This window comes from Actinomadura formosensis NBRC 14204, assembly GCF_001552155.1.
GTDB classification, from domain to species: domain Bacteria; phylum Actinomycetota; class Actinomycetes; order Streptosporangiales; family Streptosporangiaceae; genus Spirillospora; species Spirillospora formosensis.
The window spans coordinates 28493-41246 of sequence record NZ_BCQQ01000057.1 but is presented as its reverse complement, the minus strand read 5'-3'; the positions used below and the strand labels follow the sequence as shown (position 1 = coordinate 41246).

At 71.0% G+C, this 12754-nt stretch carries 12 protein-coding genes and 1 pseudogene; 7 read left to right on the top strand and 6 right to left on the bottom strand.

Annotated elements, in window-relative coordinates; translation table 11 throughout:
* The 6 genes and pseudogenes from AF1_RS36405 to AF1_RS16740 form a co-directional block, all read left to right on the top strand.
* Positions 1–185 (top strand): annotated as a pseudogene (locus AF1_RS36405) (hypothetical protein); the annotation flags it as partial.
* On the top strand, positions 182–1513 hold the full coding sequence (locus tag AF1_RS16760; protein ID WP_067799446.1) for a VWA domain-containing protein: 1332 nt from the start codon (positions 182–184) through the stop codon (positions 1511–1513). The pseudogene AF1_RS36405 and the gene AF1_RS16760, both read left to right, overlap by 4 nt.
* A gap of 2 nt (positions 1514–1515) precedes the next feature.
* Positions 1516–2316, top strand: coding sequence for an FHA domain-containing protein (locus tag AF1_RS16755; protein WP_067799443.1), 801 nt, complete (start codon positions 1516–1518; stop codon positions 2314–2316).
* A complete protein-coding gene (locus AF1_RS16750; RefSeq protein ID WP_067799440.1) occupies positions 2313–3824 on the top strand; it encodes a hypothetical protein in 1512 nt (503 codons plus the stop codon). The genes AF1_RS16755 and AF1_RS16750 overlap by 4 nt, the downstream gene beginning before the upstream one ends.
* Positions 3812–4663: a transporter substrate-binding domain-containing protein gene (locus tag AF1_RS16745; RefSeq protein WP_242608722.1), complete on the top strand. Its 852-nt coding sequence runs from the start codon at positions 3812–3814 to the stop codon at positions 4661–4663. Before AF1_RS16750 ends, AF1_RS16745 begins: the two co-directional genes overlap by 13 nt.
* Positions 4664–4838: 175 nt before the next feature.
* A complete protein-coding gene (locus AF1_RS16740; protein ID WP_067799434.1) occupies positions 4839–6026 on the top strand; it encodes a hypothetical protein in 1188 nt (395 codons plus the stop codon).
* Here the strand turns inward: AF1_RS16740 and AF1_RS16735 are convergent.
* Entirely contained in the window at positions 6004–6579 is a 576-nt protein-coding gene (locus AF1_RS16735) for a hypothetical protein (RefSeq protein WP_242608721.1), read from the bottom strand. The genes AF1_RS16740 and AF1_RS16735 overlap by 23 nt on opposite strands.
* 138 nt (positions 6580–6717) lie before the next feature.
* Between AF1_RS16735 and AF1_RS16730 the strand changes: the two genes are divergently transcribed.
* On the top strand, positions 6718–7236 hold the full coding sequence (locus tag AF1_RS16730; RefSeq protein ID WP_306303167.1) for a PH domain-containing protein: 519 nt from the start codon (positions 6718–6720) through the stop codon (positions 7234–7236).
* Between the two features lies 1 nt (position 7237).
* Here the strand turns inward: AF1_RS16730 and AF1_RS16725 are convergent, their stop codons facing one another.
* The 5 genes from AF1_RS16725 to AF1_RS16705 are packed head-to-tail and all read right to left on the bottom strand — an operon-like array spanning position 7238 to position 12754.
* Positions 7238–8650 carry an NAD(P)/FAD-dependent oxidoreductase gene (locus AF1_RS16725; protein WP_067799429.1) on the bottom strand — a complete coding sequence of 471 codons (1413 nt, stop codon included), beginning with the start codon at positions 8648–8650 and terminating at the stop codon, positions 7238–7240.
* Between the two features lie 21 nt (positions 8651–8671).
* Complete coding sequence (locus tag AF1_RS16720) at positions 8672–9502, bottom strand: ABC transporter permease (protein ID WP_067799427.1); 831 nt, start codon at positions 9500–9502, stop codon at positions 8672–8674.
* Positions 9499–10362 carry an ABC transporter permease gene (locus tag AF1_RS16715; RefSeq protein ID WP_067799424.1) on the bottom strand — a complete coding sequence of 288 codons (864 nt, stop codon included), beginning with the start codon at positions 10360–10362 and terminating at the stop codon, positions 9499–9501. The genes AF1_RS16720 and AF1_RS16715 overlap by 4 nt, the downstream gene beginning before the upstream one ends.
* Positions 10362–11606, bottom strand: coding sequence for a polyamine ABC transporter substrate-binding protein (locus tag AF1_RS16710; protein ID WP_067799419.1), 1245 nt, complete (start codon positions 11604–11606; stop codon positions 10362–10364). The genes AF1_RS16715 and AF1_RS16710 overlap by 1 nt, the downstream gene beginning before the upstream one ends.
* On the bottom strand, positions 11603–12754 hold the full coding sequence (locus tag AF1_RS16705; protein WP_067799415.1) for an ABC transporter ATP-binding protein: 1152 nt from the start codon (positions 12752–12754) through the stop codon (positions 11603–11605). The genes AF1_RS16710 and AF1_RS16705 overlap by 4 nt, the downstream gene beginning before the upstream one ends.

The following is a 12754-nucleotide window of genomic DNA, read 5'->3' as shown; positions in this document are numbered from 1 at the left end:
CCGGGCCCGACCCGGCGGCCGACCCGCTCGGCGCGGCCCGGGCGCTGGTGCGGCACGCCCTGGACGCGGGCGGCCGCGACAACATCACCGTCGCCGTGATCCCCCTCCCGTCCCCCGCCTCGTCCGTTCCCCGTCTCCCCGCCCAGAGCCGCGACATCCCGCAGAGCACGGAGCAGCCCCGATGAGCGAGCCGCAGTTCACCATCAAGATCGACCAGAATCGGTTCCTGCCCGAGGGCGGACGCGAGGTGCACGCCATCGTGTCCGTCGAGGCGACCGCGGCGGGCGGCGCGGCGGTCCCGTCCACCACCCGGGCATCCGAGGTGATCATCATCGACACCTCGGGCTCGATGTCCTATCCGGAGACCAAGCTGCGCGCGGCGGTGGCCGCCGCCCAGGTCGCGATCGACACGCTGCGGGACGGTGTGGAGTTCGCCGTCGTCTCCGGGTCCAACACCGCCACGATGGTCTTTCCCCGGCACCAGGGGCTGGTCGCGGCGTCGCCGGAGACCCGCGCGGCGGCCAAGCACGCGCTGAGCGGGCTGAAGGCGGCCGGCGGCACCGCGATCGGGTCGTGGCTGCGGCTGGCGAACCGGCTCTTCGACACGGTCCAGGGCGGTATCCGGCACGCGATCCTGCTGACCGACGGCAAGAACCAGCATGAGACGCCCGAGGAACTGGACGCCGCGCTGGCGGAGTGCGGCGGCCGTTTCGTGTGCGACTGCCGCGGCGTCGGCACCGACTGGGAGGTGGCCGAACTGCGCAAGGTCGCCTCGGCGATGCTGGGCGGTGTCGACATCGTCGCCGACCCGGCCGGCCTCGTCGCCGACTTCCAGGCGATGACGGAGGCGGCGATGGGCAAGTCCGTCGCCGACGTCGCGCTGCGGGTGTGGACGCCGCAGACCGCGACGCTGCGGTTCGTCAAGCAGGTGATGCCGTCGGTGGAGGATCTGACCGGCAAGCGCGTGGAGTCGGCGCCGCAGGCGGGCGACTACCCGCTGGGCGCGTGGGGCGCCGAGAGCCGTGACTACCACATCTGCGTGGACGTGCCGCCGGGTCCGGTGGGCAAGGAACTGCGCGCCGCGTGGGTGAAGCTGGTCGTGCCGGGCGGGCCGGGTGAGGAGGCGAAGGTCCTCGCGACCGGGAACGTGCTCGCCCAGTGGACGGACGACGAGGCGCGGTCCACCCAGATCAACGCGCGGGTGGCGCACTACACCGGGCAGGCGGAACTGGCCGCCGTCATCCAGGAGGGGTTGCAGGCCCGCAAGGACGGCGACCTCGACACCGCGACGGCGCGGCTTGGCCGGGCCGTGGTGCTCGCCGACGAGGCCGGCAACGACGCGATCACCGCGATGCTGCGCCGGGTCGTGGACGTCATCGCCCCGGCGACCGGGACCGTCCGGCTGAAGCGCGACATCGACAAGGCCGCCGAGATGGAGCTGGACACCCGCTCCAGCAAGACGGTCCGGACCCGCAAGGACGAGACCGTGACCACGCGGAGGGGCGAGGGCTGAGCATGGCGAGCTGCCCCAACGGACACGCCTCGCAGGCGGCGGACTACTGCGACGTCTGCGGCGAGCGCATCGGCGACGCCCCTGCGGCCGGGCCGCCGGGCACGGCCGGGCTCCAGGCCCCGTCCGGCGGTGCCGCCCGGCCCTGCCCGGACTGCGGGACGCCCGGCACCGACCGGTTCTGTGAGGCCTGCGGCTACGACTTCGCGACCGGCGGCGGCAAGCCGACACCGCGGACGGCGCCGGCGGGGGACCGGGCGCCCTCCGATCCGCGGCCCGCGCCGCCCGTACCGGCCCCTCCGGTGCCCGGCCCGCCGGTTCCCACGCCGCCGGTTCCCGCGCCGGCGCCCCCGGTTCCGGCGCCGCCCGTCCCTTCCCCGCCCGTTCCCGGCACGGCCTGGACGGCGGTGGTGACGGCCGACCGCGAGTACTTCGCCACGGTCATCGCCGAGGAGGGGCCCGACTCGGCGGCGCTCTCGTTCCCCCCGTACGCGCCCGAGCGCCGGATCCCGCTGACCGGGCGGGAGGTGCGGATCGGGCGGCGCAGTTCGGCGCAGCCGTCCCCGCCCGAGATCGATCTGCGCGAACCGCCCGAGGATCCCGGCGTCTCGCACGTCCACGCGGTGCTGCTGGGCAAGCCGGACGGCACCTGGACGCTGGTCGACCCCGGCTCCACCAACCGGACCTGCCTGAACGGGTCCACCGAACCCATCCCGTACAACGTGGAGGTCCCGGTCTCTGACGGCGACCGGATCCACGTGGGCGCCTGGACCACCATCACGCTCATCCGAGGCGAGGCGACATGACCGCCGTTCAGCAGTCTCCCCCGGCGGGCCCGCCCGCCCCTGCGACGCAGGCGCCGCCCGCCCGCCGCGGCTCCGCCGGGCGGCTCCGGCATGCGCCCGAGAAACCGCCGGCAGGCATCGCGCGGTTGCTGCCCCGCACGGTCGCGGCCCGCGTCCGGGCGCTGACCGCGCTGTCGCTCGTCCTGCTCGTGGTGCTGCTCGGCATCGGCTGGGCGGCGGTCGCGAACGCCCGCGAGGGCGTGCGGGTCATCGGGCACGACGCGGGCCCGCAGGTCGTCGCCACCGGCGACCTGTACTTCCAGCTCTCCGACATGGACGCGCAGCTCGCCAACGCGCTGCTCATCGGCGACGCACCGGGCGGCGGACGCGATCAGGCCGTCGCCCGCTACGACGACAACCGGCGCAAGGCCGGGGACGCGCTGCTCAAGGCCGCCAAGCTCGCCGATGAGACGACGGAGAACAACACGGCCCGGGACCTGCTGGACGCCCTGGGCCGCTACGAGCGCCTCGCCGGGCAGGCCCTCCTGCTGGACCGGCAGTCCCCGCACCCGTCCGGTCCGCCGTCGCAGCAGGTCACCGAGCTCTACCGGCAGGCGGCCGACCTGATGAAGCTGGACCTGCTGCCCAAGGCGTACAACCTGACGCTCGACAACGGGACCCTCGTCCGGCACACCTACGAGGACAGGCGGTCGGCCGTCCTCATGGGCCGCACGGGCGTCCTGGTCGCGGGCGTGGCGCTGCTGGCGACCCTGGCCGGATTCCAGCTGTACCTCGCGAAGCGCTTCCGCCGGCTGCTGAACGTGCCACTGGCGCTGGCCACGATCGGCACGCTCGTCCTGGTGGGAGCGGGCACCCTCATGCTGTCCGGCCAGGCCGGCCATCTGCGCAAGGCCAAGGAAGAGGGCTTCGACTCGATCCTCGCGCTTTCCCGGACGCGCGCCATCAGCAACAGCGCGAACGCGGACGAGACCCGGTTCCTGCTCGACCCCGGGCGAGCCGACGCCTACGAGCAGGTGTATCTGAGCAAATCCCAGACCGTCCTTTATCTGAAGGCGGGCAACCTGACCCAGTACAACGCGGCCGTGCAGAAGGATCTGTCGTTCGAGCCCGGACGGGCGCCGTTCCTCGGCTTCCTCGGCACCGAGGCCAACCGCCCGGCGGAGTCGGCCGAGCAGAAAGCACAGCTGGTGAACGTCATGAACGGCGTCCTGCGCGATTACCGGAAGGTCCAGGCGAACGACCGGCGGATGAGAGACCTCGTCAAGGGCGGGCAGCGGGATCAGGCCGTGGCCGCCCGCGGCGCCGCGGGCGCGGACTTCACACGGTACGACCGGTCGCTGCAGGCACTGATCGGCATCCACCGGAAGGCGTTCGACGACGCCGTGCGGGACGGGGACGGCGGGACGAGCGGCTGGTACGCCGTCCTGCCGGCCGCGGGCGCCGCCATCGCCCTGCTCGTGCTCGCCGGGGTGCGGCCCCGCCTGGCGGAGTACCGGTGGTCGAAGTGAGGGCGCGGCGCACCGCGGCCGCCGCCGCCGCGCTCACCATGCTCGGCCCGGCCGCGGCGTGCGGCCTCGCCGACGCCGGCGAGACCTCCGTCGCGACGAAGGATCGGCTGGTCATCGGCGTCAACGCCGACCAGCCGGGCGTCGGCGAACGCGAGGGCGACGGTCCGTACAAGGGCTTCGACATCGACGTCGCCAAGGCGATCGCCGGGCGGCTGGGCGTCGCAGGGAAGAACGTCGCGTTCAAGCGGGTGTACTCCGCGACGCGCGAGAAGATGCTCCAGGACGGCGAGGTCGACCTCGTCGTGGCGAGCTACTCCGTCACCCCCGAACGCAAGGTGAAGGTCGCGTTCGCGGGCCCCTACTACGTCGCCCACCAGGACGTCCTCGTCCGCGCGTCCGACGCCGGGAAGATCCGGAGCATCCACGACCTGAAGGGCCGGCGGCTCTGCAAGGTGCGCGGCTCGGTGTCGTTCCCGCGCATCCACGACGAGCAGGGCGTCGCCGCGCTGCCGGTCGAGGAGGACGGCTACTCCGCCTGCCTCACCGATCTCGTCGAGAACCGGCTGGACGCGGTCTCGACCGACGACCTGATCCTCGCCGGACTCGCCGGGAAGGCGGCCGCGAACGGCCGGAAGCTCACGATCGTGAACGCCTCCTTCACCGACGAGCCGTACGGCGTCGGCATCCGCAGGAGCGACGTGGACGGCTGCGAGGCGGTGAACAAGGCGATCACCGGGCTGTACCAGGACGGCACCATGCCGCAACTGCTGAAGCGGTGGTTCGGGAACACCGGGCTGAAGCTCACCACCACCGTCCCGCAATTCGAGGGCTGCGTCTGAAAGGCCGCGACTTATAGCACGCAACCGATTACGGAATGACATGGAAAGGGCTGGCGGGAGCGGGCGGTCACTGAGATCAGTCGGTTACGTAAGTTTCGGTCGGCGCACATGATCGCAAGTTATGGTCGCGATCAAAACTGGATCCGGCGATCGCCGTCACGCCCCGAGGAGTGCCATGACGACCGTCATCCTGGTGGTGATGTGCGTCGTGGTGGGGGCGCTCGAACTGTACGCGGGCAAGCAGAGCCGCGACCAGGCCGACGCGTTCACCCGGCGGATCGAGGAGCTGAACGACCAGGTCACCAAGCAGAACAACGTCCTGGTCACGGTCGGCGAGCGGCTCACCGCCGAGCTGGCGCGGGTCAAGCAGGACGTACTGCCCGCGCTCGATGACCGGCTCCGGCGCAACACCGGGCAGGTCGAGGAGCTGGCGGGCCTCGTCCACCGGGCCGACGACCACCTGCGCGCGCAGGCGGGACGGCTGCACGAGCTGGAGCAGCAGCGGATCACGCTGGCCGCGCTGCGCCGCAAGCTCGGCGAGGTCGAGACGTCGGTGCGCACCGTCACCCGCGCGCACGCCGGCACGGCCGCCGGGAAGGTCGACGCGGCCCTCGAACGGCTCGCCGACCTCGAACGCGGCGGCACGCAGATCCTGGAGCTGCAGCGCACCCTCACCCGCACGCTGGAGGACGTCGAGGACATCGTCGCCGAGTTGCTGCAGTTCACCGAGGGCGAGCTGGACGGCACCGTCACCGCCGCGCTCACCGGGCGTCCCCGCGCGCCCGGCGACGCCGTCACCGCCACCGGGCGGCTCTGGACCCGCGACGGCCAGTTGGAGGACATCCTCTGCGAGGTGTACGAGCGGTGCGTCCGCGCGAGCCGGCTGAACGTCCGGTTCCGCACGGCGGAGGGCGCGGACGACCCGGCGCCCGGCTCCCCCGGACGCCGCCGCTACTTCCTCGGCGGGCATGCCTGCGAGGACCTCGCCGGCGTGTTCAGCGCGCTGCTCATCTCCACGGGCGCCGACCTGCCGGGGGGCGGCGCCCGCGGGTCCGGGCACGGCCTGGCCCGGGTGGAGCCCGGCGTCCCGTCCGGGGTGAGGCCGGCGCGCCCGCCCGAGGACGAGGTCGCGCTCAAGGCCCTCCTGCGGACGCTCGCGGAGTGCTCCGGCGCCGTCGCGCAGATCGGCCCGCTCCTGGCCGTCCGGACGCGCGGCGAACTGCTGTGCGCCGTGCTGACCGCCGCGCAGTCACTGGAGCTGGAGAGTGACGAGGTGTTCTGGGATCCGGCCGCCGCGGCCGTCCGGCTGCGGCGGCTGCCGTCCCATCAGCTGTGGGACCTCACCGGCTGGGCCGGCCCGTAGGGCGGGGCGCCCCGTAGGTTCGCACGGTCCGCTCCGCCGGGCTTCCCATGCGCACGTACAGCGGGCAGGCGGCGGCGCGGGTGAGCGGGTCGACCTCGGCGCACAGCCCGATCCCGGCCGCGCGGTCGAGGAACACCACGTTCTCCACCGCCCGCGCACCGCGCACCGCGTACGGGACGGAGCCGGCGTCGCGGGTGTCGAACAGCTCCTCGAACGTCAGCCGGCGCGCGAACCGCAGCAGCACGCCGGCGTCCACGACCCGGCTGCCGATCGCCGCGGCCGGGCCCGCGACGACGATGCCGAAGCTCGGGTTCTCCCGGCCGCGGACGTAGATCTCCCGGTCCGGTTCCAGGCCCCGGCGGCGGTCCGGGATCTGGATGCCGAACCCGGCGCCGCCGTCCAGGTAGGCGGGCGGCCCGAACCCGCCGGCCGCCGCCGTGTCCCGGACGTGCAGCACGCCCGCCGGCATCTCCCAGCCCGGCAGGTACACGCCGAGGCCCCGCAGCAGCAGCCGCCAGACGGGGCGCGCCGTCACGTCCGGAGCGAACTCCATGGCGCCCATCTTCGGGCGCCCGGCCTTCCGCCGACAAGATCCCTTACGACCCCAGAGCCCTTACCACGCGGCCCCCTGCGCGGCCGGCGCGCCGTCGGCTACCGTTGGGACCAACCGGATCATGACGAGGACGCCGCCGTGAATCTGCAGGACATGATCGTTCACCGCGACAACTCGTCGCGCACCGTCGACAAGTACCTGATGGCCTACGAGGGACGGGTCATCGCGGTGCGCCGGCACCCCGCCGTCCTGCTCGTGCCGGTCTCCGCCGTCGTCGCCGGGCTCATCGTGTGCGGCGCGGTCAGCGCGGTCACCGGCGCGGCCTGGATCTGGTGGCTGTGGCTGATCGCCATCGCCTACCTGGTCTGGAAGGTCATCGCCTGGTCGTTGGAGTTCTTCCTGGTCACCGAGCACCGGGTCATGGTGATCAGCGGCGTGTTCAACCGGAACGTCGTGATGATGCCGCTGACCAAGCTCACCGACATCGCGCTGAACCGGTCCATGCTCGGCCGGATGCTCGGCTACGGCGAGTTCCGCACCGAGTCCGCGGGCCAGAAGCAGTGGCTCCAGAGCATCAACTTCATGCCGTACCCCGAGCAGCTCTACCTGGAGATCTCCTCAGTGATCTTCGGGACGACCGACGCCTCCCCCGACTGACTCACGAATCGAAGCCGAGGCCGAGGCGGTCGAGGGTGTGAAGCCAGAGGCCGCGGCGGCCGGCGTTGCGGTCGGCGCGGGCGATCTCGCGCCGGGTCAGTTCGATCACGCCGTACCGGAGCGGTTCGGGCGGGAACGGGACGGGCTTGGTCCGCACCATCTTCAGCCGGGTCCGCTCGGTCTCCTCACCAGGTGCGAGGCCGACGTGCAGGAGGTCGAGCATGACGTCCGCGCCGAAGCGGGTGGCTCCGACGCCAAGGCCGGTGTAGCCGGCCGCGTACGCGAGCCTGCCGTCGTAGGCCGTCCCGAAGAACGCGCAGAAGCGGCTGCACGTGTCGATGACACCGCCCCAGGCGTTGGTGAAGCGGACGTCTTCGAGCTGGGGGAACGTTTCGTAGAAGTGCCGGGCGAGGGTGCCGAACGTGGCGGGACGCTGTTCCAGGTCGGAACGTATCGCGTTGCCGTAGTGGTATATGGCGTCGTAGCCGCCCCACAGGATCCGGTCGTCCGCGGTGAGCCGGTAGTAGTGGAACTGGTTGGCGCTGTCTCCGATGCCCTGTCGGTTCTTCCAGCCGATCGCCTCGCGCTGGGCGGCGGTGAGCGGTTCGGTCATGAGCGCGTAGTCGTACACGGGGACGACGAAGCCGCGCAGGCGCTTCAGCAGCGGCGGGAACGCGCCCGTCCCGAGGACCACCCGCCGGGCGGTGACCACGGCGCCGTGGCGCGCGGTCAGGTGGAGCCCGCGGATCCCGGAGCGCAGGCCCGTGATGCCGGTGTTCTCGAAGACGCGGACGCCGAGGGAACGGCAGGCGTCCGCGAGGCCCCAGGCGAGCTTGGCGGGATGCACCATCGCGGTGGCGTCCGGGTCCCAGAGGCCGGCGAGGTAGGTCGGCGAGTCGACCTCGGCGCGGACGGCGTCCCGGTCGAGCAGCACGGGCTCCCAGCCGAGCTCGATCGCCGTCTCCGCCGCCTCCTCCAGGGCGGGCACCTGCCATTCCTCGGTGGCGACGCTCAGTTCCCCGGTGGGTTCCCATTCGGCGTCGATGCCGTACCGGGTGAGCGTGTCGCCGATGGCGCGGAGATTGTCCCAGCCGAGGCGTTCGAGCGTGTGCATGTCGTCCGGCCAGCGGCCGATGCCGTTCTGCAGCCCGTGGGTGAGGCTGGCGGCGCAGAACCCGCCGTTGCGGCCGGACGCGGCACCGCCGATCCGGCCGGCCTCCAACACGATCACATCCAGCGACGGGTCGCGCTCCTTGGCCAGCAGGGCCGCCCACAGGCCGCTGTACCCGCCGCCGATGACGGCGAGGTCGCACTCCCGCGCGCCCTCCAGCGGGGACCCGGCCCCGGGACGGGCCGGGTCCTGCAGCCAGTACGGCTTCGGCTCGGCGTCGGCGAGCGCCTTCTGAACGTCCATGTCGTCCTCCGGCGGACGTCGTCAGCGCGGCGCGCGCATGTTGCGCCGTGCGGAGACGACCGCGATCACGATGCCGACCGCGAAGATGAGCGTTCCCATCACGTTGACCTGCGGCGGCGTTCCCGTCCGGGTCGAGCCGTAGATCCACAGCGGGAACGTGATGGTGGAGCCGCTGGTGAAGTTGGTGATGATGAAGTCGTCGATGGACAGCACGAACGCCAGCAGCGCGCCCGCGACCACACCCGGCATGATCATCGGCAGGGTGACCAGGCGGAACCGGGTCCACGGCCCGGCCCCGAGGTCCTGCGCCGCCTCCTCCACCGCCGGGTCGAGGCCGACGACGCGGGCCCGGACGGTCACCGCGACGAACGCGATGGAGAACATCACGTGCGCGACGAGGATCGTCAGGTAGCCGCGCGGCAGGTTGAACGTGACGAACATCGACAGCAGCGACGCGCCCATCACGATCTCCGGGCAGGAGATCGCCATGAACAGCACGAGGTTCGTCGAGCCCTTGCCGCGGAACCGGTACCGGCCGAGCGCGAGGCCCGCGAACGTCCCGAGGATCGTGGTGATGAGCGTGCTGAGCAGCGCGATCGTCAGCGAGTTGATCACCGCGGTGGTGAGGTCGCCCTTGTCGAACAGGTGGGCGTACCACTTGAGCGTGAAGCCCTGCCACTCGAAGTTCTGCTTGCTGCGGGTGTCGTTGAACCCGAACAGGATCATGATCGCGATGGGCAGGATCAGCCAGGCGATCAGCGCGAGCGTGTAGGCGTGCAGGCCGGAGATCCGGCGTTTCGGGCGGGCCGGACGGCCCCGTACCGGGGTCTTCGTGGTGGTGAGCGTCGTCATCGTCCCGCCGCCTCCAGAACGTCCTGTGTGCCGAGGGTGCGCGCGTAGGCGAAGATGCCGACGAGCAGGATCGCCATCAGCGAGAACGACAGCGCCGACGCCATCGGGTAGGCGCTGTTGTTGAAGTACTCGGTCTGGATCACGTTGCCGATCATGGTGTTCTGCGGTCCGCCGAGGACCTCGGCGTTGACGTAGTCCGACGACACCGGCACGAACGTCATGATCACGCCGGCGAACACACCGGGCAGCGACAGCGGCAGGATCACCCGCGTGAACGCCTGGAGCCGGCTCGCGTACAGGTCGTAGGCCGCCTCGACCACCCGGTGGTCGATCCGCTCCAGCGCCACGTAGATCGGCAGCACCATGAACGGCAGGAAGTTGTAGGCGAGCCCGGACACCACCGCGACGCTGGTGTCGAGGATGTGGAAGTCCTTCGGCAGGATCCCGCTGCCGCGCAGCGGCCCGAGGATCGGCCCGTTGTCGGTCAGCACGAGCTTCCACGACACCGTCCGCAGGATGAACGACACGAAGTACGGGAGCAGGAGCAGGAACAGGTACGTCGACTTGTGCCGTCCGCCGCGGAACGCGATCCAGTACGCGGCCGGGTAGGCGAGCGCGATGCACGCGACCGTCGCCAGGAGCCCGTACCAGAGCGACCGGACGAACTTGTCGCCGTAGGTGTTCAGCCCGTCGGTGTAGTTCTGCCAGTGGAACGTCTGCCGGAACCCCTCGATGAGGTTGCCCGTCTGCAGCGACAGGGACACCATCAAGACCATCGGGATGAGGAAGAACACCGCCATCCACAGCCCGCTCGGCAGGATCATGAGGTACGGCGCGAGCCGCCCCCGTCCGCGCGCCATCACGACCCCTTGGCGATGGGTTCGAAGATCTTCTGGTACTCGGGCTCCTCGGCCTGGGTGAGCCGCCGGTAGTGCCGCAGCCGGGCCAGGTCGCTCTCGGACGGGAAGATCAGCGGGCTGGTGCTCAGCCGGGTCAGGTCCCTCTTCTGCGACCCGGTGGCCTTCTCCGCCTTCTGCGCGATGAGCCGCTGGGTGGACGGGATCGGCGGCATGTAGTTGATGAACTCGGTCAGCGGGACGTTGTTCTCCGGGACGTACAGCCAGTCCATGAGGGTCAGCGCGTCCACCGGGTTCTCGGCGGTCTTCGGGATGCACAGGTTGTCGGTCCAGATCGTGCCGCCCTCCTTGGGCACCACGAACTTCACGTCCGGGCTCGTCAGGCTGTAGACGTCACCGGACCACGCCATCGTCAGCCACACGTCGCCCTTGCTGACGGCATCGACGTAGTCCTGGCTGTAGTACTTGCGGACGATGCCCTTGTCGCGCTGCTCGCGGAGCTTCTCGGCGGCCTTCTCCCAGTCGGCCTTCGTCGACTTCTCCGGGTCGATGCCGAGCAGGAACATCCCGAAGTTGCCGAGTTCCTGCGAGTCGCCCAGCATGCCGACCTTGCCCTTGTACTTCGGGTCGAAGAGCTGGGCGATGCTGGTGATCTCCTCCTTGACGTACTTGGTGTTGTACGCGATGCCGGTCACGCCCGACTCGTAGGGGATCGTGTGGGCGTTGCCCGGGTCGTAGGACGGGTTCTTGAACGCCTCGCCCGCGTTCGCCTGGAAGTTCCTCAGCTTCGACAGGTCGAGCGGCGCCAGGTAGCCGAGCTGGCGGCACTGCTCCAACTGGATGCCGTTCGTCATGATCATCAGGTCGAAGCCGATGGACTGGCCCGCCGCCAGCGGCGCCTGGATCTTGCCGAACCACGGCGCCATCTCCTGGATGACCTCCTTGTAGGTCACCCTGATGCCGGTCTCCTTCTCGAACGCCTTGATCGTCTCGCGGTCGTCCTGCATGTAGCCCGGCCAGTTCGCCCAGTTGAGCCGGCCGTTCCTCGTCTTGCCCGCCCAGTATTTCTGGACGTCGCTCTGGCTGACCTTCTCCTTGCCGCCCTGCCCCTGCACGCCGCAGGCCGACAGGGCGAGTCCCGCACCGGCCGCGCCCATCATCCGGAGGACGTCCCTGCGGGCATAACTGGAACGTGCCAGGCGGGGGCGGGTGAGGCCGCGCAGGAAAGCGGGGTCGATGCTGCTCACTGGGGGGCTCCTATGGCGTAAGAGTGACGCGGCTCCCACGACAGCCAGACACTGTCGCCGCGGGTGGCGATGTCATCGGCGGACGTGGCGTTCTGCAGGAAGACCACGACATCGGCGCCGGTGTGGGTGGTGATGTTGTAGCTCGTCGACGTCCCGAGGTAGACGACCTCGGTCACGGTGCCGCGGACGGCGCACAGCCCGTCGGCCGGCTTGTCCAGCCCGATGTCGATCTTCTCCGGGCGGATGGTCAGCTCCAGCCGCTGCCCCGCCGCGACCTTCACCCCGTCGCGCACCGGGACCTCGATCCGCCCATCCGGCCCGTAGGAGATCACCGCGGTGCCCTGCCCCATCTCGGCGACCTCGCCGTCGAGCAGGTTGGACGTCCCGATGAACCCGGCCACGAACCGGGACGCGGGATGCTCGTAGATCTCCCGCGGCGTGCCGAGCTGCTCGATCAGCCCGTCGTTCATGACGGCGATGCGGTCCGACATGGTCAGGGCCTCGCTCTGGTCGTGCGTCACGTACACGAACGTGATGCCGACCTCGCGCTGGATGCGTTTCAGCTCGACCTGCATCGCCTGGCGGAGCTTCAGGTCCAGCGCCCCCAGCGGCTCGTCCAGCAGCAGGGCGCGCGGCCGGTTCACCAGCGCGCGGGCCAGCGCGACCCGCTGCTGCTGGCCGCCGGACAACTCGGCGGGGCGGCGCCGCTCCCGCCCCGCCAAGTCGACGATGTCCAGCATCTCCCCCACCCGCCGCGTGATGTCCGCCTTCGGAACGCCGCGCCGGCGCAGGCCGAACGCGACGTTCTCGAAGACGCTCATGTGCGGGAACAGCGCGTACGACTGGAACACCATGTTCACGTCGCGCCGGTTGGGTGACACACCCGTGACGTCCTGGCCGTGCAAGTGGACGGCGCCCGCCGTCGGCTCCTCGAAGCCGGCGATCATGCGCATGGTCGTCGTCTTGCCGCAGCCGGACGGGCCGAGCAGGGAGAAGAACTCCCCCTGCCCGATCTCCAGGTCGACACCGCGGACCGCGGCCACGGTCTCGCCATGGGCGTAATACGCCTTCTCCACTCCCGTGAGCTCGATGGCGGGAACTGCGCGACCCGGGTCGTCGCGCGCCGGGGCCTGCTGGGTCTCGGTCAT